We start from the raw sequence: 21717 nt of genomic DNA on the forward strand, positions 1-21717 counted from the left end.
CCAGCTTCCCCCCGTGAATCGGTCCGGGAGGGCGGAGGAGCCTCCGGCGACATGCCCGCCCCGAGGCCCGGGGGCACGGGTGGCACGTGAGCACGCCGCCTCCAAGGCCGGACGGGCCGCCTGACCGACCGCCGACCCTGCGCACGCGTCCACTTTCGTCTCGGCGATCCAGACCATCGGCCGACTGCGCCCCCGCCCCGCCCCACGGCACCGTGGGGGCATGGACGAAACCGATCGGATCACTCGGGCCGGGTTCCTGGCGGCCATGGCAGCGGTGGGCGCCGCGGGCGTGCTCGGGCCGGCGGGACGGGCACACGCCGCGGGTCACCGACGCGGGCTGCGGCACCGGGGCGTCGTCTACACCGTGGGGGAGGGCGAGACCCCGGCCACGGGTTGGAGCGCCCCCCGGATGAGAGCGGACATCCGCGCCATCCGCCACCGACTGCACGCCGACACCGTGGACGTCACCGGCGACGGCGTGGAACGCCTCACGGCGACCGCCGCGGAGGCGGCCGAACAGGGCCTGCACGTATGGCTGCAGCCCACGCTCGGCGACGTCCCGGAGCGCGACATCCTCGAACACCTCGCGGAGACGGGCCGGTTCGCGCAACGGCTGCGCAGACAGGGCGCGAGCGTCGACCTCAGCGTGGGCTGCGAGTTCTGGTTGTTCGTGCCCGGCATCGTGCCGGGGGACACGGCGCTGGAGCGCGTGCGCAACCTCATGAACGGCACCTACGACCCGGTGGTCTTCCAGCGCCGCCTCAAGGCCTTCACCGCCCGTGCCGCCGGAACCGCCCGGTCCGTCTTCGCCGGCCGGCTCGGCTACGCCGCCGCGCAGGACGACGCGGTCGACTGGTCGCTGTTCGACATCGTGGGCATCGACTACTACTCCTTCTTCCACCGCCCCGCCGACCATGTCGCGGAACTGCGCAGGTATCTGCGCTGGGGCAAGCCCCTCGCCGTCACCGAGTTCGGCACGTGCGCCTACCTGGGCGCCCCGCAGACCGCCGGCATGGGCTGGGACGTGGTCGACCACGACAAGGACCCCGAGGAGATCAAGGGGCGCCTGGTGCGCAGCGAACGCACCCAGGCCGACTACGTCATCGCGCTCCTGAACGTCTTCGAGTCGATGGGCCTGTACGCGGCGATGGCCTTCGAGTTCGTCACCCCCGACGCCCCGCACCGCCCCGACGATCCCCGACACGACCTCGACCTGGCTTCCTACGCCATCACCAAGACCATCGAGAGACGCCCGGGCCACCCGGAGTCCGGCTGGCACTGGGAACCCAAACAGGCCTTCCACGCCCTGGCCCGCCACTACGCCGGCCACGCGGCGGACCGGCGCCCCCGGTGACCCGCGGCGCGCGGCGCGCAGCGGACAACCGGAGCGGCCCCAGCGGCCGGCCGGACCGACCGGGAGGTCGGGGCGGGGTGCTTGTCCGGCGCGCGGGCGGCCACTACCTTGCCGAAGTGGATCTCTTCTCGCGCTCCTGGACGGCGTTGCGCACAGCGGTCGGCGAACTCGGTGACGAGGACTGGGAAAGGCCCTCCGGCTGTGCCGGCTGGCTCGTGCGGGACCTGGTGTGCCACCTGGTCATCGACGCCCAGGACGTCCTGATCACGCTGGTCACCCCCGTCGATGCCGAACCGACCGTGGACGACCTCACCTACTGGAACCTCGTCGAGCCTCCCACCGGGGAGGATCCGCTGGACGCGCTGATCCCGCGGCTGGCCGCCGCCTACGGGGAACCCCGTTGGCTCCGCTTCCACTTCGACGACGTCGGCGCCGCCGCCGGCCGCGCCGCCGGACTCGCCGACCGGGGTATGCGCGTCGGCACCCGCGACGAAGTCCTGACCGCGGAGGACTACCTGTCGGCGTACGTCATGGAATGGACACTGCACCACCTCGACCTGATCGCGCACCTGCCCGCCGCGGCGGGACCGCCCGCCGAGACGCTCGCGGCCGCCCGCGCCTCGCTGGAGCGGATCGCCGGTGCGCGGATCCCCGCCTCGTTCTGCGACGCGGACGCCCTGCGCGTCGGGACCGGACGACGCGCTCCGACGGACCCCGAACGGGCCGCGCTGGGGGAACTGGCCGGGAAAATCCCCTTCGTGCTGGGCTGAGCACGGGGTCATGGCCCGCAGGGGCGCATGGTGCGGCCCGTTGCGGTTACTCCGGTGACATGGCACCGAGCGCGAATTCCCACGACGGCCTCTCCCCGGCTCCGGCGTCCGGCCGGGAGCAGACGGCGCGGCCGGACGAGCAGGTGGAACGGCAGGAGCCGGACGAGCCGGCACAGTTGCCGAAGCGGTCCTGGTGGGCCGTGCTGAAGGGCACCGTGAGGGAGTTCCAGGACGACGAGCTCACGGACCGCGCCGCGGCACTGACGTACTACGGCGTCCTGTCTCTGTTCCCGGCCCTGTTGGTCCTGGTGTCCCTGCTGGGGGTGGCGGGCAAGTCGGCGACCGACGAGGTCCTCGACAACCTCCGCAAGGTGACGCCGGGGTCGGCCCGGGACGTCATCAGCGACGCCGTGCAGCAGTTGCAGGGCCGCGGCGGCGTCGGCTCCGTCATGGCGGTCGTCGGGCTCGTGCTCGCGGTGTGGTCGGCCTCCGGCTACACCGCCGCCTTCATCCGCAGCGCCAACGCGGTGTACGACATTCCCGAGGGGCGTCCGGTGTGGAAGGTGCTGCCGATCCGCGTGGGCGTGACGGTGGTGCTGCTGGTGCTCGCGGTGGTCAGCGCGCTGATCGTGGTCTTCACGGGAGGCCTCGCCCGTCAGGCGGGCGCAGCGCTCGGCGTCGGGGACACGGCGCTGACCGTGTGGTCGATCGCCAAGTGGCCGGTCCTGGTCGTCCTCGTCACGATCATGGTCGGCATCCTGTACTGGGCCGCGCCGAACGTACGCGGCCGGGGGTTCCGGTGGATCACCCCCGGGAGCGTCGTGGCGCTGGTCATCTGGCTGGTCGCGTCGGCCGGGTTCGCGTTCTACGTGGCCAACTTCGCCTCGTACAACAAGACCTACGGCGCGGTCGCCGGCGTGATCGTGTTCCTGGTGTGGCTGTGGATCAGCAACATCGCGATCCTGCTGGGCCTGGAGTTCGACGCCGAGATGGCTCGTCAGCGCGCCGTGGCGGGGGGCCTTCCGGAGGGTGAGGAGCCCTACGTCCGGCCACGGGACACCCGCGCGTGGAGCGAGGAGGACAAGCGCCGGGCGGAGGAGTGACGCCGGCCGGCGCGGCGGCTTCGCTCAGCGCACCGGGAAGCCGAAGGAGTAGCCCTGCTGCTTCAGCCACGGAAGGACCTCGCGCAGGGCGGCCACGGTCTCGGACCGGTCGCCGCCCGCGTCGTGGAAGAGGATGGTCGGGCCGTTGCCGACCTCGCTCTTGACGGTCGCGACGATGGCGGCGGAGCCCGGCTTCTCGAAGTCCTTGGTGTCGACGTTCCAGCCCAGCGGCCGCATTCCGCGGGAGGCGGCGAGACTGCGGCTGTAGGGGGTGAACGCACCGCCCGGCGCCCGGTAGTACACCGGCCGGACGCCTCCGGAGGCCTCGGTGATCATGCGTTCGGCGTCCAGGATCTGCTGCGACTGGTACGCGTCGGGTTTCTTGTCCATCGCGGTGTCGTGCGACACGGTGTGGTCGCACAGCCGGTGCCCGTCCGCCACCACCGCCTTGACCAGGTCCGGGTGGGCCTTGGCCTGCGTGCCCACCATGCAGAACGTCGCCTTCACGCCGTTCTCCCGCAGCACTTTCAGCACTTCGGGCGTCCACGTCGGGTCCGGCCCGTCGTCCACGGTGATGTTGACGCCCCGGGCGCCGTGGTCGGAGGCGTGGGCGATGTCCACCGACACCTTCGCCGGGACCGAGCCGGGGCTGCCCGGGGACGGGCTCGCCGACACGCCCGCCCCTGACGGGGCGCCGGAGGCGGGACCGGCCTGCGCGGTCCACACCGAGGTGACGGCCGCCACTGTCGTGACCCCGATCGCCGCCGCGAATACCCGGCCGTACCAACCCCGCCCGCCATGCCGCGCCATGTCTGCCCTGTCCTCGTCGTGTCCGTGTGTCCCGTGCAGTTGTCAGGACGGCGAAAGGACGCGGCGGGATCCGCCTGTTACCGATTGAGGACACTTCCGCGGGAGTTCAGGGACGTAGAAGGGAAGGCACGGCGACGCGGCGGCGCGGGACGTCGCCTCGGAGAGGCCCGACGTCGAGATGAACGCGCCGCCGCGTCTTGGGTGTTCGGCCCTTTCCGGACGTCACCAGGTGTGCGCGACGTCCACCACGAGATGGTCGGCCTGGCGCAGCACCCTGAACGGCAGGCGGGCGCGCACGCCGAGCCCGAACTGCGTGACGCCCTCGAAGCTCCCGCCGTAGCGGGTGTCCCGGAACGTGCGGTACCCGGTGAGGTCCACGCCCGGCAAGGGTTGGGCGACCCGCCCGGGATAGGTGGAGGCGCCGGTGTCGACGTTGTAGGCGGGGGCGTCGACCCGGACCTCCAGGATCGCGCCGCCGCCGACCGGGATGGGGCGGCCCGATCCGTCCTGGTAGAGCTGGTCGACGTAGCCGACGGAGAAGCCGAGCCGGTCGGCGCTCGCGCCGGGCACGTCGATGACGAACCGGTCGTAGCAGTCGTGGCGGCCGGTGCGCACGTTCGTCACCGGCGCGGTGGTGGAGGCGAGGTACGTCTTGCCCAGGCTGCCCCAGCCGGTGGGGCAGACGACGGCGGCGGTGCGTGCGGTGGCGGCCGGAGCGGCCACGGCGGGAGCCATGGACGCGCCGAGCGTGACGGTGACAAGGGCGATGGTGGCCCAGACGGTTCTGCTTCGCATCATGGTCTCCCCCGAGGGGTGCGCGTGTCGGACATCTACTGAGACAACCGGAACGCCCCGGGGGTTGCACCGCTTTTCGCCCCGGTGAGGCCCGAACGTGTCCGTGCCCCCGGCCGCCGACATCGGCCAGGGACACGGACGCCCTGGGGTCAGCGCGAGGTCAGCTTCCAGAGGTGGTCCGCTGTGCCGTTGTCGGTCCACTGCAGGACCTGCGCGCCGGACGAGGTGCTCATGCCGTTGACGCCCAGCAGGAGCCCGCTGTTGTAGTTGGCGATCTTGTAGTAGCCGTCGCGGGCCGGGACGACCTGCCAGAGGTGGTCGGCGGTGTTGTTGTCGCCCCAGATCAGGGCGGTGCCGCCCGCGGTGGTGCTCATCTTGTCGATGCCCAGCAGCAGTCCGCTCTTCTGGTTGACGATCTTGTACAGGCCCGAACCGGCGGCCGTCAGCGTCCAGTTCTGGTCCGTGCCCGTGGTGGCGGCCGACTGGACGACCGCAGTGCCCTGGGCGGTGCCCGCGTTCTGGGTGTCCAGCGCGAGACCGCTGTTCCGGTTGGTGATCTGGTAGCGGCCGGCCAGCGAGGTGCTCGTGCCGGCCGGGGTGATCACCAGGTGGTAGCCGTCGGAGGCGTTCATGGTGACGGGCACGGTGACCGAGCCGTTGCTCACGGTGTAGTCGGCGTCGGAGACGGTGATCGGGCCGGGGGAGGCGGTGGTGCGGCCGGTGTACGGGCTGTACTCCAGCTTCACGTGGACGGCGCCGCCGAAGGCCGGCAGTGAGGAGAGGCCGTTCACGGTCACGGCGCAGGAGCCGGTGCAGCCGCCGGCGACGACGCTGATCTGGTTGCCGGCGCCGTTGAGGGAGGCGAGACCGTCGATGCCGGTCTGGGCGGGAGGCGTGGTGACGAGCATGTTGCCCGACATGTCGCCGTACCACTTGTACGTCCAGTAGGCGCCGTTGGGGGAGCCGCCGGTGTCGACGAGGGTGTCGCCGAGGGTGCCGTAGTGGTTCCAGAAGGCGAGTTCCGCGTCGCGCACGCCGGCTCGTTCGAACTTGGCGGCGTAGCCGATGAGGGCGCCGGAGTCGCCCATCTCGCCAGGGGTGCCGTACTCCTCGATCGCGATCGGGCGCGGGCTGATGCCGAGGCTCGACTCCAGCGAGCGGTAGGCGGCGACATGGGCGGCGATGCCGGCACTGCCCTGCAGCTCGTGCCAGGCGATGACGTCGGGGACCGTGCCGCTCGCCTTGGCGTCGGTGAGGAACGAGGTCATCCAGGACTGGTTCCAGTAGGAGTGACTGGGCCCCTGGACGGGCGTCCTGGCGTCCTTGGCGCGGACCTCCTTGTACGTGCGAGCCCAACCGGCGTCGAACGCACCGGCCTTCGCGGTGTCCCAGGTCCAGTCGGGCTCGTTCCACAGCTCGTACGCGCTGACGTTCGTCGCGCCCGAGGACTGTACGGAGGCGACCTGCTTGTCCACCGCGCCCAGCCAGTCGGTCCAGCTCACCCACTTGTAGGGGAAGTTCGGGTACCAGTCCGGCATGCGGACGACGACCTTGGCGCCGGCACGGGCCGCCTTCGGCGCGACGACCAGGGTGTCCCCGGCCGGCCTGGGCTCGCCGTTGGGCAGTTGGGAGCCGCCCGGGGCCATCTGCACGAAGGTGTTCGGCTTCAGGGCGGTGACCAGGCTGTCGGCGGGCGTGGCGTTGTCCGCGAGGCCGTAGAGGCTGCCGGTCGCGACGTGGGTGACCGGACGCAGGGTCCGGCCCGCGTCGACGACCAGCGTGGTGGCCGGGGTGGGCGCCGCGTCGGCGGGGGCCGCCGTGGACAGCGCGGCGGCGGACAGCGCGGCCACGGCGACGGCGACGGTGAGGCGTGCGGGCAGGGGCGCTCTGGTGCGGCTCATGACGGAGTTCTCCTCACGGAGGGAGGGGGGAAGGGGTGGTCAGTCCTTGACCGCGCCGGCGGTGACGCCCGCGGCCACATAGCGCTGGGCCAGTACCAGCAGGACCGCTGCGGGGATGGACGCGAGGACGGCGGTCGCCATGATCGCGTTCCATTCCTGGTTGTTGTTGCCGATGTACTTGTAGATGCCGAGGGTGATCGGCCTCAGATCGCCGCCGCCGTCCAGGGTGGTGGCGAAGACGAAGTCGGACCAGGCCCACAGGAAGGAGAAGAGGGAGACGGTGACGAGGGCGTTGCGGCTGACCGGCAGCACCACCGACCAGAAGGTGCGCAGGGACCCCGCGCCGTCGATGCGGGCGGCGGAGACGAGCTCGTCGGGGATGCCCGACATGAACGCGGTGAAGATCATGACGGCGAACGGCACGGCGATGGTGGAGTCCGCGATGATCAGTCCCCACCAGGCGTTGAGCAGACCGAGGTCGAGGAAGAAGCCGTAGAAGCCCATCGCCATGACGATGCCGGGGATCATCTGCGCGACGAGCAGGAACAGTCCGAGGGCGCCGCCGCCGAGCGGGCGGAGTTTCGCCAGCGCGTAGCCGGCCGGGGCGGCGAGCACCAGGGTGAGGACGACCGTGCCCAGTCCGATGAGGAGGCTGGTGCCCAGGAAGGGAAGCTGGTCGTCGAGGACGGCGCGGTAGCCCTCGAAGGTGGGGTGCAGCGGGAACAGGTCGGGCGGGGTCCTGCGCATGTCCCGCTGCGGTGTGAGGGACACGTTCAGCATCCAGTACACCGGGAACAGCATCACCGCGGTCAGGACCAGCCCGATGACGGTGTGACGGCGGGAGGAGCCGGGGGAGGTCACGCTTCCTGCCTCCTCTGGACACGGATGTACAGCAGCCCGAAGACGAGCGCGATGAGGATGAGGATGTTCCCGACCGCGGCGCCGGGGCCGAACTTGGGCAGCAGCGTGCCGAAGCCCAGCTGGAACGACCAGGTGGCCAGCGTCGAGGAGGAGTCTCCGGGCCCGCCCTTGGTCATGATCCAGATCAGGTCGAACACCTTGAGGGTGTAGACGAGCCCGAGGAGCAGCGTGATCGCCGACACCGGCCGCAACAGCGGAAAGGTGATGCGGCGGAACTGCTGCCAGCTGCCCGCGCCGTCCAGGGACGCGGCCTCGTACAGCTCGGCCGGGACGTTCTGCAGGCCGCTGTGGAGGATGACCAGGTTGAAGGGGATGCCGATCCAGATGTTGGCGACGATCACCGAGGTCAGCGCCCAGTCGGGCGAGGTCAGCCAGCCGACCGGGTCCACGCCGACCATGCGCAGGGCGTAGTTCACCACGCCCGACTCGCTGTTGAACATCCACGACCAGGTCGACGCCGACACGATCAGCGGCAGCAGCCAGGGAATCAGGAACAGGGCCCGCAGGGTCGGGGCCAGCCGGAAGTGCCGGTTGAAGAAGACGGCCAGGGCGAGCCCGACGACGTACTGGAAGGCGATCGAGACGAACGTGAACACCAAGGTGTGGCGGAGCGCCGGGCCGAACGTGGGGTCGTCGAGCACCGTGCGGAAGTTGTCCCAGCCGGTGAAGGGCGCGTCCCCGGAGACGAAGGAGCGCACCGTGTAGTCGCGCAGACTCAGATCGAGATTGCGGTACAGCGGATACAGGTAGAAGGCGGCGAGATAGGCGATCAGCGGGGCGACGAAGGCGAGCGCGGTCAGCCGGCTGCGTCGCCGGTGGCGACGCCGCAGCGGCAGACGGTCGGAGACGGCCGCCGCCGCCGCCCGCCGTGGGCGGTCGACGCGGGCGAGGGTCATGTCGGCCTAGCCCTTCTGCGCGCCGGCCTGGGCCGTGTCGAGAGCGGACTGTGCGCTCTTGCTGCCGGAGAGCGCGGCCTGGACGGCGGTCCACAGCGGCTGCGAGATGGTCGGGTACTTGGTCCCCAGACCGCCGCTGGTACGACCGCGCGCCGCCGCCACCGCCGCCACCCACGGCTTCAGCTTCGGGTTCTGCTTCACCTGCTCGGCCTGGACGGCCGCGACGGGCGCCACGTACGTGAGCGCGGTGTCGCTGGCCAGCAGGTTCGCATCGCTGGTCAGACAGGCGACGATCTTCTTGGTGACGTCATAGCGGGCGGTGTCCTTCTGCACGGGCACCGTGACGAACTCGCCCCCCGTCGGCACCGGCGCCGAACCGCCGTTCTGTGCGGGGATGTTGATGACGCCGTAGTCGAAGCCGGCCTTGTCGGCGTTGCCGAGCTGCCAGGTGCCGTTCTCGCCGAAGGCGTACTCACCGGTGGCGAACTCCTGCCAGCTGGTGGTCTGGGTGTTCTGCAGCACGTCTTCGGGGGCCAGTCCGTCGTCCACCCACTGCTTCCACAGCGACAGCGCCGCCACGCCCTTCGGCGAGTTCAGCGCGGTGAGGTCGCCACCCGCGCCCCAGAACCAGGGCAGGAACTGGAAGCTGCCCTCCTCCGTGCCGATCGCGGAGAAGGTGATGCCCTTCTTGCCGGCCGACTTGACCTTCTGCAGGGCCGCGGTGAGCGAGTTCCAGTCCTTGACGGAGGCCGGGTCGACGCCGGCGGCGGACAGGACCTTCTTGTTGTAGTAGAGCCCGAGGGTGTTGGCCCCGATCGGGATGCCGTACGCGGCCCCGTCGATGGCGCCCGCGCCGATGATGTTCTGCTGGATCGACTTGGTGTCGAGACCGAGGTCGCTCGTCTTGCCGAGGATTCCGGCCTCCACCAGTGTGGACACGACCGGGTTGTCCACCAGCATCACATCGGGCGCGTTGCCCTGCTGGGCGGCCAGCAGGGCCTTGTTGCCGAGATCCGTGGTGTCGTATGCGGTCCGCTTCAGGGTGACGCCGGCCTCGGTCCCGCACCGGCTGACGCGCTTGCCCCACGCGGAGGCGGCGTCGAACTGGGGGTAGGGGTCCCAGAAGGTGTAGGTCCCGCTTCCGGCGTCGGAGGAGCCGGAGCCGTCCGAGCCCCCTGCGCAGGCGGTGAGCGACGCGAGTGTGCCGACGGCGGCGAGCGCGGCGAGGAGAGTGCGGCGGGTCGGTATCACGGGGTGACCTCGTTGTCGTAGTGGGTCGTGGTCGTGCGTGGTCGTCGGCAGGGGGCGTGGGCGACGGGAGGCGGCGCGGAGGACGGAGTCAGGACAGGGGCAACCAGACGCGCATGCCGCCGTCCTCACGGTTGGCCCAGGCGTAGTACGGGACGGCCGTCAGCTCGACGCGGTCGCCGCCGTCCGGTGCGGCGTCCTCGACGGCGTCCGTGGGGACGTAGGGCCACCAGCCCCGGTCGGGGACGACGCGCCGGCGGCCGGCCGCCACCACCGTCGTGACGCCGCCGAGCAGGTCGGGGCGCTGTTTCACGGCGAGCGGGCGGGTCGGATCGAGGACGATGTCGTCCAGGCCTCCGCCGGGGTGGTCGACCCCTTCCAGGCAGTACACGAGCGGTCCGCGCTCGATGGCGACACAGCCGCGCACCGCGTCGACCCGGGGGTCGGCGGCGGTCAGCCGGGGTTCGAGCGGCAGCTCCAGGACCACTTCGTCGCCGGGCGACCAGGTCCGCTCCAGGCGCAGCCAGCCCTCGGACGCCGGCGCGTCGTACGGCTCCCCCGCGCAGCGGACGCGGAAGTCGCGGGACCACTGCGGGATGCGCAGGGAGAGCGTCCAGGGGCGGTCGGCGGGAGTCTCCTCCACGGTGAGGCGGATCGTGCCGTCCCAGGGGTAGTCCGTCTCGGCGCGCACGGCGATGCCCTCGGCCGTGTAGCGGCCGCCGACGTACTGGTGGATCTGCAGGCCCGACGCGTCGACGCTGGCCAGGTAGTGCTCCAGACTGGCGAGCAGTCGCATGACGTTGGGCGGGCAGCAGGCGCAGCGGAACCAGCGGGTGCGGCGGGCCGACTGGTCGCCCCCGGGGTCCGTGTGGCCGTCGCGGACCTGGAGCGGGTTGACGTACAGCCAGCGCTCGCCGTCGAGGGAGACGCCGGCCAGGAAGCCGTTGTAGAGGGTGCGTTCGATCAGGTCGCCGTAGCGGGCCTCGCCGGTGAGCAGCGCCATGCGCCAGCTCCACTGGACGGAGGCGATGGCGGCGCAGGTCTCGCAGTAGGCGCGCTCGTTGGGCAGTTCGTACGGGTCGCCGAAGTCCTCCTCGTCGTGGTGCGCGCCGAGTCCGCCGGTGAGATGGGTCTTGGTGGCGGTCATGGCCCGCCACAACCGCTCGCCCGCCGCGCGCAGTTCCTCGTCCCCGGTCTCGACGGCCAGGTCGGCGGCGCCCGCCAGCAGGTACAACTGGCGCACCGCGTGCCCTTCCACGTTCGTGGCCTCGCGCAACGGCACGCGGTCCTGGCAGTAGGCCGCGCCGCCGAGCAGGCCGTGGCCGTACCGGTCGACGAAGTAGCCGGCGAGGTCGAGGTAGCGGCGCTCCCCGGTCTCCCGGTACAGCTCCACCAGGGCGGTCTCGACCTCGGGGTGACCGTCCACGCCGTCGATGGGCCTGCCGCTGCCCGGCGGTCCGAAGACGGAGTCGATGTGGTCGGCGAACCGGACCGCGACGTCCAGGAGTTCGGTCCCGCCGGTGGCCCGGTGGTGGGCGACCGCGGCCTGGATGAGATGGCCCGCGCTGTACAACTCGTGGCCCCAGCGCAGGTCCTGGTAGCGCCGGCCGTCCTTGACCAGCTGGAACCAGGTGTTGAGGTAACCGTCGGCCTGCTGCGCCGCGGCGACCAGGGCGACGATCCGGGCCACCTGGGCGGCGAGTTCGGCGTCCGGAGCCTGGGCGAGCTGCCAGGCGGCCGCCTCCAGCCACTTGTACACGTCGGTGTCCACGAAGGGATAGGCGCCCCGGAACTCGCCCTCGGCCGCGCCCGCCGCGAGCCGCAGGTTGTGCAGGTTCCCCGCGGACTCCAGCAGCTCCGGTCCCTGGGGGATGGAGACATGGGCGTTGGTCGCGCGGCGGGCCCGCCAGAAGCCCGTGGTGATGCCGGCCGCCGTGGGGCGCAGCGCGGCGCGGGCGTCCGGGCCGAGGCGGACCGGTCCCGGGGCGGAAAGGCTGGAGCGTGTGCGGGGCATGACTCTCCGGAGGTGGGGGCGCCGAGGAGGAGGGGCTCGCCGGAGCCTGACGGGGGCCTGTTTGGGAAACCGTTTTCTCGTCGTGAAAGTAGAGGGCAGCGGGCCTACCCGGTCAAGAGCCGTGGCAGGTTTTTTTCCGCTCCTCCACGGGCTGGTGCATCCCGTCGCCGACTGCCACCATGTCGGGCGTACGCATCATTGAGGAAAAGGTTTGCTCGTGACCTCAGCTCCAGGCTCTCCCCCCGACGGCCGGGCCCGGCTGACGGACGTCGCCGCCCTCGCCGGCGTCAGCGTCGGCACGGCGTCGAAAGCGCTGAACGGCGGGGGGCGGATGCGTCCCGAGACGCGTCAACGCGTGATGGACGCGGTCGCGGAGCTCGGATTCAGGCCGAACCGGCACGCGCAGAGCCTGCACAGCGGACGCAGCTGGACGGTCGGCCTGATGACGACGGACGGCATCGGCCGCTTCAGTACCCCTGTGCTGCTGGGCGCCGAGGACGCGCTCGGCGCGGGGAAGATCTCCGTGCTGCTGTGCGACACCCGGGGCGACGCCATCCGCGAGCAGCACCATTTGCGCAACCTCATGGACCGCCGGGTGGACGGCATCATCGTCGCCGGACGCCGTACCGACCCGCGGCCGCCGTTGCCCGGCGTGGAGTCCGTCCCCGTCGTCTACGCGCTCTCCCCGTCGGCCGAACCGTCCGACACCTCCGTCGTCACCGACGACCGCGGGGGCGTGCGGCTGGCGATCGAGCATCTGGTGTCCACCGGACGCACCCGCATCGCGCACGTCACCGGCCCGGAACACCACGCCGCCGCCCGGGAACGGGCGCGGTACGCGGTCGAGGAACTGGGGAAATCCTCGCTGGAGCCGTCGACGGGACGCATCCACTACGGCGAGTGGAGCGAGGCGTGGGGCCGTCGCGCGGCCGACGCGGTGCTGCGCACGGCCCCCGGCACCGACGCCTTCTTCTGCGGCAACGACCAGATCGCCCGGGGGGTGGCCGACGCCCTGCGCGAGCGTGGGGTGGCGGTTCCTGCGGACGTCGCCGTCGTGGGCTACGACAACTGGGACACCATGGCGCTGGCCAGCCGCCCGCCCCTCACCACCGTCGACACCAGCCTCGCCGAGATCGGCCGGATCGCGGCCCTGGAGTTGCTGCGGGCCATCGACGCCGAGCCCCGGCCCGGCGTGCACACCGTGCCGTGCCGGCTGGTCGTCCGCGAGTCCAGCTGAGGATGGTGGAGCCTACGGGGCGTGGTCGCCGGAACCGGGACCTCGACCCGACCCGGTGAGCACGCCCCGGAACCGACCGCCGCGGACGCACGCGGCGGCCCGGCCGGCCCGCCCGCCCGACCTGCACAGGGGGCAGTGGGCACCGCACCGGATGAGCGGGGCGGACGGAGAGAGACGGCGGCGACGGCGTCGAGCGGGCGGCAGGCGCCCCGTCGACCGGTATTCCCACCATGTGACAGGGCGGCCCGCACGGCTGTCGTGCGAGCCGTGGGGCCGCCGTCCGGGAGGGGCGCCGGGTTATCGGCGCCGGCAGGTCGTGACGCCCGGCCGCCAGGGGCAGGCGAGTGCGGCGAAGCCGCCGTCGGCGACCACGTCGACGGTGAGCGTGGCGCCGCCGCGCAGCACCTGGCTGTCCTGGACGAGGCCGTCCGCGCCGTCCCGGACCGTCTCGACCAGCCACTTGCCGGGCCCGAGAGCCAGCGGCACCCCGGCCGTCCGGGCCGCGCCCGCGTACACGCCGCCCAGGAACCACCGGTCGCCGCTGCGGCGGGCGAGCACGGCCTCCTGTCCGGGTCGTCCGGCCAGCAGTCGCGTGTCGTCCCAGGCCGCGGGGACCTGGTCCATGAAGGCACGGGCGAGCGGCCGTTCGTCGTAGGACTGCGGGGTGCCCGCGAACATCTGCAGGCCCGACTCGTAGACGACGGTCAGTCCGACCTCGGCCGCGTCGGAGTCGGGGCGCTGACCGACGCGCTGGAAGCCGCCCGGGGTGAAGTCCATGGAGCCGATGACGTTGCGGGTGAACGGCAGGGTGGTGAGATGGGCCGCGGTGTTGGTCCGCTTCTCCTCGCCGCCGACGCCCTCCAGGGTCATCACCTGCGGCCAGGTCCGCTGGATGCCCTTCGGGACGGTCGAGCCGTGGAAGTCGACCATGAGGTGATGGGCGGCGGTCTCCGGGAGGATCGTGTCGTACCACCGGAGCATGGACTGCGCCTCGGAGTTCATGAAGTCGATCTTGACGCCCTTGACGCCCCACCGTTCCAGGGTGGGCAGCCACCGGGCGCGTTCCTCGGGCGTGTCCAGGTCGCGCTGGTGGATCCACACGATGATCCCGACGCCCTTGGCGCGGGCGTACGCCACGAGTTCCGGCATCCAGCTGTTCGTCTCCCAGTCCGGGTCGGTGACGTCCCACTGGTCCTTCTTGAAGTACCAGCCCGAGTCCACGGCCTCGTAGGGCCAGCCCCGCTCGGCGGCGTAGTCGACGTACGCCTTCTGCGCGGCCAGGCTCTGACCGGCCGTGCGCCCGCCGGCGAGCCAGGTCCACAGCACGGTGCCGGGCCGGATCCAGGAGCGGTCGGCGACCTCGGAGGCCGGAGCCAGGTCGTCGGTGAAGGTGGACCGGGTGACCGTGGCGAGGTCACCGGCGACCACGGCCCGCCACGTGGTGGCGAGCGGGCCGTCGGCTTCGACCCGCTCGTCGGCGAGCTGGACGCGGTAGGCGCCGCTGCCCTGGGTGTGGGCGAGCCTGGCGCCCGAGTAGCCGCCGGTGAGGTCGGACTCGGCGAGCAGGGCGTAGCCGCCGGGGGTGGCGAAGAGGGCCTGCTCGGAGTAGGCCCCGGTGGGCGCCGTGGCGGCGGTGTACTGCGCGAACTGGCCCTCGTTGTCCGCCCGGTAGGTGCTCAGCCAGGCGTCCGCTTCGGCCGGCAGCCGGAACGCGGACGTCTCGCCGAGCACGTCGCCGTGCCCGGCGGGCAGGACGTAGCGGTAGGCGACGCCGTCTGCGGAGGCGCGGACCACGAGGTCGAGGCGGGCGCCGGTGGCCCCGGCGAACGACAGCCGGGTCTCCTGCATGTGCACCGTGCGGTCCAGGCGTTTGCCGGACTTCGTCCGGTAGTGCTCGTCCACGGCGCGGTCCTTGCGGTGCAGGAAGCGCAACCCCCGGGAGAGATCGGCCCCTTCGGTGACGATGCCGAGGGGCGACGGCTCCAGCACGGTGCGGCCGTCACGGGACACCGTGAGGTCGAGCGTGCCGGTGGCGTCGTCCAGAGTCACCCGCGCGTGGGGTGCGTGCGGGGCCTCCGCCGCGTGCACGGCCCATGCCCGCTCGTGCAGGGGAGGTTGCCCGGCGTGTTCGGGCACCGTCGTGAGAAGTGCGGCCACCAGCCCGGCGCAGAGCGCGGAGCACGCGGTTCTGATCGGAACAGCCATGAGAACCCTTCCGGTTGTCGTGGGTGCGGGGCGTGCGTGCGGGCAGCCGCCGGTTACGGGAGTCCCCAGGCGGCGCCGGGCTCGCCGACGGCCACGGGCGCGATGACGAGGTCGGGCCGGGAACCGGAGTGGATCAGCACCTCGCGGCCCCGGGGCAGGTCGATGGAGAGCACGCCGTCGCCCAGGTCGTGGGTGCGCGCCGGGCTGCCGTCGTCGAGCAGCACGGTGAGCCGGCCGCTCAGTCCGTGCTTCACCTTGAGCGGCGCGCCCGCCAGGCTTCTGATCCTGACGAACCGGGTGCTGCCCGCCGTGCGCACCGCACTGACCAGGAACGCGCCCTGGGTGCGGAAGTCGTGCAGGGTGAGGTCGGCCCAGGCGGACGGGACGGCCGGGAAGACCCGTACGACGCCGCCCCAGCTCTGGCAGAACATGTCGTGCAGCGACTGCGACGCGGACAGCGGCGTCTCGATGACGGGGCCGGCCTCGGTGTAGTGGGTGTTGGCCTGGCAGGGGTAGCGGGTCGTGGGGTCGAAGAACTTCCGCAGATAGGAGATCGCGGTGTCGCCGTCGCCGGTCATCGCGTAGAGGGAGGCCGCACCGGTGTAGCTGTAACCGCGGTGGGCGCCGGTCAGCGCGTGCCAGTGCTTGACGGACTTGGTGATCAGCTCGCGGTTCTCGGGCTGGTCCCAGTTGACCAGGTACAACGGGTACACCATCAGCAGATGCGAGTAGTGCCGGTGGGACTGGGCGTACGGGGTGTCGGCGCCGATCATGAAGCCGTCGGCGTCGACGGGGTACGGGGTGAGCCTGGCCAGGACGTCCCGCCAGCGGGGCGCCGACTCGTCGTCCACGCCCAGCAGTTCGGCGGACTCCAGGAGCGTCTGGCATCCCCAGCGGATGAGGGCCAGGTCGTAGTTGGTGTCCTGCGGCGGCACGACCGGGTACTCCGGGGACAGCGTGCTGGGCAGGTGCAGCTTGCCGTCGCTGCCCGGGGTCAGGAAGTGCAGGTAGTAGTTGATCGCCCGGCGCAGCACCGGGTAGACCGTGTCGCGCAGCAGGCCCTCGTCCATGGAGTGGCGGTAGGACAGCCACACGTTGTGCAGCGCCCAGGTGAGGTCGCCGGTCTCGGCGCCCGTGCCCGGCCGGCCCACCTCGCGGGTGGCGAACATGTCCGAGCTGCGGCCCACGCCGGAGCTGTCCGAGCGGTAGGCGGCGGGCACGTTGGCGGCCAGCTGTTCCTGGGTCTGCCGCAGGGTGCTGGCCAGCGAGTCGAGCTCCGGGTGGTTGAACCCATGGATGAGCCAGTACTCCAGCTGGACGTTGAGGTTCCACCAGACGGCGGGCCAGGGCGTGGGCTCCAGCCACGGCCCCGAGGTGGCCATGACCGGGCCGCCGGCACGGCTGGCGGAGGCGACCTTGTAGAGCTGGATCCAGTGGAAGCTCTGCAGCCGCTGGTCGGGGAACGAGACGAAGCTCTTCGGGTAGAGGGCGTGCCACCAGGCGACGTGGCGGCGGCGCAGGGCGCCGTAGGACTTCGCCCGGCGCAGGTTGCGCAGCGAGTCGGTCTCGGCGGCGGTGGTGGAGGGGGCGCTGTGTCCGACGCTGAGCAGCAGTTCCGCGCCGGTGCGGCGGTACGCGGTGGCGGTCTGGCCGCCGGTGAGGGGCTGCAGCACCTGCTCGGCGCCGTCGGCGGAGGTTTTCGCGGTCCAGGGAGGGTTGGGCGTGTACCCGGCGGGCGGGGCCTCCTGGATGCGGCGGGGGCTGACGGCGTCCTCGGGGTGGAAGGTCCAGACGACGCGCTCCCCGCCGTCGGCCGTGACCCGGACCGCCAGGACCTCGTCGTGGATGAACGCGGCGAGGGTGAGCCTGCCCGCGCTGGTGGTGACGGTGCCGGTGAGCTCGGCGTTCCACAGGCTCAGTCGCCAGTCGACGGCGGTGATCGCGCCGACCGGTTCGAGGGTGAGGTGTCCGACGGGCAGCCGGCAGGTGCCCCAGCCGCTGCCGAACTCGGGCCGGTGGTCCTGCACCCGGCCGTGCTGGACGGTGAAGCGGATCCGGTTCGCGTCCGGTTCCTGGTAGACCATGCTGCCGAGCAGCCCGTCCCCGAGGAACGGGCCCTCGTACCAGCGGGTGGGCAGCCTGCTCCAGAGAAGATCCTGGCCGCGCAGAAAGTCCGCCCAGGCGCGGTCGGAGGTCATCGTGTCGCGGAGTTTCCACGGGCGTTTCGCGCTCGTCGCCGACGGCGCCGCTTCGGCGGACCGCGCCGCGGAAGACTGCTGTGGTCCGGCGTGCGCCGTCGCGGGCAGGGCGGCCGCCGCCGCCCCGCCGAGTGCGGTGCCGATCACGGCCCGGCGGCGCAGGGGTGAGTTCTCTCCCGACTGCGGATTCATCGTCGTCCTCCAGACAGACATGACGGATCGTCAAGACATCGGGTGTATCGGGGAACCTAGAGATGCTCTGTGTACCTGTCAATGACCTGGGCGGCGACGGGAGTTGGCAGCCTGAGTGTCCAAATCGCCTGCAAGGCGGGCGGATACGGACGTCGTACCCACATCGGCGTCTCTTGTTCGACTCCTTGACTCCTCCGATGTATTCGGGTTGCCTGCAACCCGCGACCCTTACTGACCCACCGGAAGGACACGCGCTGGACAGGAGATCCGCCTTACGCGCCGGCACCGGCCGGTCCGCCCGACGGCTGGACGCAGACCTCGTTCTCCGTCGGCCGGCAGAAGCCCTGCAACCCCGACCTGGCGAAGCGGCACAGCTACGGCGACGGCGTCCGCCGCATGGGGGAGTACGGCACCGACGAGCGGTTCGAGGAGGGCAGCGCCACGGACCCGCGCATGAGATGCGCTGGAAGGTCGACCGCACGACGGGTGAGCACAGGTGGGACGCCGACGTCCCCCTGCCGTCCGGCGCCGACGGCGCGTCCTTCGTGCAGATCCTGCGGTCCGTCCGCGTCGATGTCCGGCGACTCCCTCGTCCGGCGGGTCGCCGCCCGATACTTCAAGAACGGCGTCCACCAGCACGGATCCGGCCGCGCCGAGGCTCGCTTCCGCGATCTCCGCCACTGGACGGGGTGACCGGGAACGAACACACGGCGCGGCCGGGGCCGTCGCTCAGACGTTGCGGCGGTACTGGCCGCCCACCTCGAAGAAGGCGTCGGTGATCTGCTGGAGGGAGCAGACCCGGGCGGCGTCCATGAGGACGGCGAAGACGTTGCGGTCGTTCACCGCCGCGTCCTTGAGGGCGGCCAGCGCCTCGTGCGCCGCGTCACGGTGAGCCGTCTGGAAGGCGCGCACGCGCTCCAGCTGCGAGACCTTCTCCTGCTCGGTCGCGCGCGCCAGTTCGATGACGCCGGGCTCGACGGTGTCGGCGTGCGGGTTGCGGAAGGTGTTGACGCCGACGATGGGCAGGGTGCCGTCGTGCTTGCGCTGCTCGTAGAGCATCGACTCGTCCTGGATACGGCCGCGTTGGTAGCCGGTCTCCATCGCGCCGAGCACGCCGCCGCGTTCGTTGATCCGGTCGAACTCCTGCAGGACCGCCTCCTCGACCAGGTCGGTGAGCTCGTCGATGACGAAGGACCCCTGCAGGGGGTTCTCGTTCATCGCCAGGCCCCATTCCCGGTTGATGATCAGCTGGATGGCCAGGGCCCGGCGCACCGACTCCTCGGTGGGCGTGGTCACCGCCTCGTCGTAGGCGTTGGTGTGCAGGCTGTTGCAGTTGTCGTAGATCGCGATGAGCGCCTGCAGACTGGTGCGGATGTCGTTGAAGTCCATCTCCTGGGCGTGCAGGGAGCGCCCGGAGGTCTGCACGTGGTACTTCAGCTTCTGGCTGCGCTCGTTCGCGCCGTACTTCTCCTTCATCGCGACGGCCCAGATGCGGCGGGCCACCCGGCCGAGCACGGAGTACTCCGGGTCCATGCCGTTGGAGAAGAAGAACGACAGGTTGGGCGCGAAGTCGTCGATGTGCATGCCCCGGGCGAGGTAGGCCTCCACGTAGGTGAAGCCGTTGGCCAGGGTGAACGCGAGCTGGCTGATCGGGTTCGCGCCTGCCTCGGCGATGTGGTAGCCGGAGATCGACACCGAGTAGAAGTTGCGGACCTTCTGCTCGATGAACCACTCCTGGATGTCGGCCATCATCCGCAGGCTGAACTCGGTGGAGAACAGGCAGGTGTTCTGGCCCTGGTCCTCCTTGAGGATGTCGGCCTGGACCGTGCCGCGCACGCTCGCCAGCGCGCGTGCCCGCAGTTCGGCCGCCTCCTCGGGGGAGGGCGCGCGGCCCTCGGCGGCGCGGAAGGCGTCCGTCTGCTGGTCGATGGCGGTGTTCAGGAAGAACGCGAGGACCGTCGGGGCGGGTCCGTTGATCGTCATGGACACGGAGGTGGTCGGCGCGACGAGGTCGAAGCCGTCGTACAGCGCCTTCATGTCGTCCAGGGTGGCCACCGACACGCCGGAGGTGCCGACCTTGCCGTAGATGTCGGGTCGTTCGTCGGGGTCGCGGCCGTAGAGGGTGACCGAGTCGAACGCGGTGGACAGCCGGGTGGCGGGCTGGCCCTCGGAGAGCAGCTTGAAGCGCCGGTTGGTGCGGAACGGGTCGCCCTCGCCGGCGAACATGCGCGCCGGGTCCTCGCCGTCGCGCTTGAACGGGAACACCCCGGCGGTGAAGGGGAAGCGGCCGGGCAGGTTCTCCCGGCGCCAGAACCGCACCAGCTCTCCGTGGTCGGTGAAGCGGGGCAGCGCCACGCGCGGGATCTTGTTGCCCGACAGGGACTCACGGGTCAGCTTGGTGCGGATCTCCTTGTCCCGGATCCGCACCACCTGCTCGTCCCCGGAGTAGGAGGCCACGACGGCCGGCCACTCGCGAAGCTGCTCGGCGATCGGACGCGGCAGGTCCCCGCGCGCCGTCTCCAAAAGCTCCCGTACGTTCGCGGCGTCGGAACCGGCCTCGGCGAGCTCGTCGCCGACCGTCTCCAGGCGCTGCACCCGTCGCGCCGCCTCGGCCAGCCGGTCGGTCTCGGCGTGATAGGCGCGGATGCTGTCGGTGATCTCGGCGAGGTAGCGCACCCGGTCCGCGGGGACCACCTGCCGGATTCCGGAGGAGTGGCGTACGTCGACCGGCGCCAGCCCGCCCTCGGACAGCGGCAGGCCCTTCTCCGCCAGGGCGGCCTTGAGGTGCTGGTGGAGCGCGGTGACCCCGTCGTCGTTGAAGGTCGCCGCCGAGGTGCCGAACACCGGCATGTCCTCCGGCCGCATGCCGAACGCCTCGCGGTTGCGCACCAGTTGACGGCCCACGTCACGCATCGCGTCCTTGGCGCCGCGCCGTTCGAACTTGTTGATCGCCACGACATCGGCGAAGTCGAGCATGTCGATCTTCTCCAGCTGCGAGGCGGCCCCGAACTCCGGCGTCATCACGTACAGCGAGGTGTCGACGAACGGCACGATCGCGGCGTCGCCCTGGCCGATGCCCGGCGTCTCCACGATCACCAGGTCGAATCCGGCCGCCTTGACCACGTCGATCACGTCCGACAGGTGCTCCGGCAGCTCATGGCTGCCGCGGGTGGCCAGGCTGCGGAAGAACACCCGGTTGCCGTCGAGCGAGTTCATCCGGATCCGGTCGCCGAGCAGCGCGCCCCCGCCGCGCCGGCGGGTCGGGTCGACCGCGATCACCGCGATCCGCAGCTTGTCCTGCTGGTCCACCCGGAACCGGCGCACCAGTTCGTCCGTCAGCGACGACTTGCCCGAGCCGCCGGTGCCCGTGATGCCCAGCACCGGGGTGCTCCGCCCCGCCGCGGTGGCCCGCACCTGGTCCATGAACTCCTGCGGCAGCTTGCCCAGCTCCGCGCCGGTGATCGCGCGGGCGACGGCGAACCGGTCGCCGGCGAGCACACCGGCCGCGTCGGCCGGCTTGGCGTCCCACAGATCGAAGTCGCAGTCCCGGACCACCGAGTTGACCATCCCCGCCAGGCCCATCCGCTGCCCGTCCTCCGGTGAGAAGATCGTCACCCCGCCGGCGCGCAGCCGGGCGATCTCCTCGGCGACGATGACACCGCCTCCGCCGCCCACCACCCGGACGTGCTCCGCACCCTGCGCGTGCAGCGACTCGACCAGGTACTCGAAGTACTCCACGTGTCCGCCCTGGTACGAGGAGACGGCCACGCCGTGGGCGTCCTCCTCCAGCGCTGCGTCCACGACCTCCTGGACGGAGCGGTTGTGCCCGAGGTGGATCACCTCCGCGCCCTGGGACTGGAAGATCCGCCGCATGATGTTGATCGATGCGTCATGGCCGTCGAACAGGGCCGAAGCCGTGACCAGACGGACGGGGTGCACGGGACGGTGCAGATCGCTCATGGGGCCTTCCCAGACAGATCACGGTAACGCCTACTGAGAAAATAGTAGGACGTCCTAGTAAATGAGGCGAGTGCTGTGACCAGAAGCACAGGGCGGGCACCGGGGAGGGTGGA

14 protein-coding genes are annotated in these 21717 nt (G+C 71.4%); 4 read left to right on the forward strand and 10 right to left on the reverse strand.

Annotated elements, in window-relative coordinates; genetic code table 11:
* Positions 1–220: 220 nt before the first annotated feature.
* The 3 genes from BG482_RS19110 (at position 221) to BG482_RS19120 (ending at position 3227) form a co-directional block, all read left to right on the forward strand.
* Positions 221–1354 (forward strand): abortive phage infection protein, encoded by a 1134-nt coding sequence (locus BG482_RS19110; protein WP_069770283.1) that lies wholly within the window; start codon positions 221–223, stop codon positions 1352–1354.
* Positions 1355–1470: 116 nt separating this feature from the next.
* Entirely contained in the window at positions 1471–2124 is a 654-nt protein-coding gene (locus BG482_RS19115; protein WP_069770347.1) for a maleylpyruvate isomerase N-terminal domain-containing protein, read from the forward strand.
* A gap of 59 nt (positions 2125–2183) precedes the next feature.
* A complete protein-coding gene (locus BG482_RS19120) occupies positions 2184–3227 on the forward strand; it encodes a YihY/virulence factor BrkB family protein (protein WP_069770284.1) in 1044 nt (347 codons plus the stop codon).
* A 24-nt stretch (positions 3228–3251) separates the two neighbouring features.
* Here the strand turns inward: BG482_RS19120 and BG482_RS19125 are convergent, their stop codons facing one another.
* The 7 genes from BG482_RS19125 to BG482_RS19155 all read right to left on the reverse strand — a co-directional run bounded on the left by BG482_RS19125 (position 3252) and on the right by BG482_RS19155 (position 11812).
* The gene (locus BG482_RS19125) at positions 3252–4037 is read right to left on the reverse strand and encodes a polysaccharide deacetylase family protein (protein WP_069770285.1); all 786 of its coding nucleotides are present in this window, start codon (positions 4035–4037) and stop codon (positions 3252–3254) included.
* Between the two features lie 222 nt (positions 4038–4259).
* Positions 4260–4835, reverse strand: coding sequence for a hypothetical protein (locus BG482_RS19130; protein ID WP_069770286.1), 576 nt, complete (start codon positions 4833–4835; stop codon positions 4260–4262).
* Positions 4836–4981: 146 nt separating this feature from the next.
* Positions 4982–6733, reverse strand: coding sequence for an RICIN domain-containing protein (locus BG482_RS19135; protein WP_069770287.1), 1752 nt, complete (start codon positions 6731–6733; stop codon positions 4982–4984).
* A 39-nt stretch (positions 6734–6772) separates the two neighbouring features.
* On the reverse strand, positions 6773–7534 hold the full coding sequence (locus BG482_RS19140) for a carbohydrate ABC transporter permease (RefSeq protein ID WP_069770348.1): 762 nt from the start codon (positions 7532–7534) through the stop codon (positions 6773–6775).
* Between the two features lie 56 nt (positions 7535–7590).
* Positions 7591–8550, reverse strand: coding sequence for a carbohydrate ABC transporter permease (locus BG482_RS19145; protein ID WP_069770288.1), 960 nt, complete (start codon positions 8548–8550; stop codon positions 7591–7593).
* Positions 8551–8556: 6 nt separating this feature from the next.
* Positions 8557–9801 carry an extracellular solute-binding protein gene (locus tag BG482_RS19150; protein ID WP_069770289.1) on the reverse strand — a complete coding sequence of 415 codons (1245 nt, stop codon included), beginning with the start codon at positions 9799–9801 and terminating at the stop codon, positions 8557–8559.
* An 88-nt stretch (positions 9802–9889) separates the two neighbouring features.
* Positions 9890–11812: a glycoside hydrolase family 127 protein gene (locus BG482_RS19155; protein WP_069770290.1), complete on the reverse strand. Its 1923-nt coding sequence runs from the start codon at positions 11810–11812 to the stop codon at positions 9890–9892.
* Positions 11813–12029: 217 nt separating this feature from the next.
* Between BG482_RS19155 and BG482_RS19160 the strand changes: the two genes are divergently transcribed.
* Positions 12030–13049: a LacI family DNA-binding transcriptional regulator gene (locus BG482_RS19160; RefSeq protein WP_069770349.1), complete on the forward strand. Its 1020-nt coding sequence runs from the start codon at positions 12030–12032 to the stop codon at positions 13047–13049.
* 297 nt (positions 13050–13346) lie between these two features.
* On the opposite strand, the gene BG482_RS19165 is transcribed toward BG482_RS19160, so the two are convergent.
* The 3 genes from BG482_RS19165 to icmF all read right to left on the reverse strand — a co-directional run bounded on the left by BG482_RS19165 (position 13347) and on the right by icmF (position 21604).
* A complete protein-coding gene (locus BG482_RS19165) occupies positions 13347–15254 on the reverse strand; it encodes a glycoside hydrolase family 97 protein (RefSeq protein WP_069770291.1) in 1908 nt (635 codons plus the stop codon).
* Between the two features lie 53 nt (positions 15255–15307).
* Positions 15308–17644 (reverse strand): Tat pathway signal sequence domain protein, encoded by a 2337-nt coding sequence (locus BG482_RS19170; protein ID WP_176741420.1) that lies wholly within the window; start codon positions 17642–17644, stop codon positions 15308–15310.
* A 729-nt stretch (positions 17645–18373) separates the two neighbouring features.
* The gene (gene icmF, locus BG482_RS19180) at positions 18374–21604 is read right to left on the reverse strand and encodes a fused isobutyryl-CoA mutase/GTPase IcmF (RefSeq protein ID WP_069770293.1); all 3231 of its coding nucleotides are present in this window, start codon (positions 21602–21604) and stop codon (positions 18374–18376) included.
* Positions 21605–21717: the final 113 nt, after the last annotated feature.

Source organism: Streptomyces sp. LUP30, from assembly GCF_001746365.1.
In the GTDB taxonomy this organism is placed as follows: domain Bacteria; phylum Actinomycetota; class Actinomycetes; order Streptomycetales; family Streptomycetaceae; genus Streptomyces.

What these genes read in the sequence shown, in the direction of transcription:
- BG482_RS19110 (WP_069770283.1), top strand. Translation starts at nt 221, where the DNA reads ATGGACGAAACCGATCGGATCACTCGGGCCGGGTTCCTGGCGGCCATG.
- BG482_RS19120 (WP_069770284.1), top strand. Translation starts at nt 2,184, where the DNA reads ATGGCACCGAGCGCGAATTCCCACGACGGCCTCTCCCCGGCTCCGGCG.
- BG482_RS19125 (WP_069770285.1), bottom strand. Translation starts at nt 4,037, where the DNA reads ATGGCGCGGCATGGCGGGCGGGGTTGGTACGGCCGGGTATTCGCGGCG.
- BG482_RS19130 (WP_069770286.1), bottom strand. Translation starts at nt 4,835, where the DNA reads ATGATGCGAAGCAGAACCGTCTGGGCCACCATCGCCCTTGTCACCGTC.
- BG482_RS19135 (WP_069770287.1), bottom strand. Translation starts at nt 6,733, where the DNA reads ATGAGCCGCACCAGAGCGCCCCTGCCCGCACGCCTCACCGTCGCCGTC.
- BG482_RS19140 (WP_069770348.1), bottom strand. Translation starts at nt 7,534, where the DNA reads ATGCTGTTCCCGGTGTACTGGATGCTGAACGTGTCCCTCACACCGCAG.
- BG482_RS19145 (WP_069770288.1), bottom strand. Translation starts at nt 8,550, where the DNA reads ATGACCCTCGCCCGCGTCGACCGCCCACGGCGGGCGGCGGCGGCGGCC.
- BG482_RS19155 (WP_069770290.1), bottom strand. Translation starts at nt 11,812, where the DNA reads ATGCCCCGCACACGCTCCAGCCTTTCCGCCCCGGGACCGGTCCGCCTC.
- BG482_RS19165 (WP_069770291.1), bottom strand. Translation starts at nt 15,254, where the DNA reads ATGGCTGTTCCGATCAGAACCGCGTGCTCCGCGCTCTGCGCCGGGCTG.
- BG482_RS19170 (WP_176741420.1), bottom strand. Translation starts at nt 17,644, where the DNA reads ATGAATCCGCAGTCGGGAGAGAACTCACCCCTGCGCCGCCGGGCCGTG.
- icmF (WP_069770293.1), bottom strand. Translation starts at nt 21,604, where the DNA reads ATGAGCGATCTGCACCGTCCCGTGCACCCCGTCCGTCTGGTCACGGCT.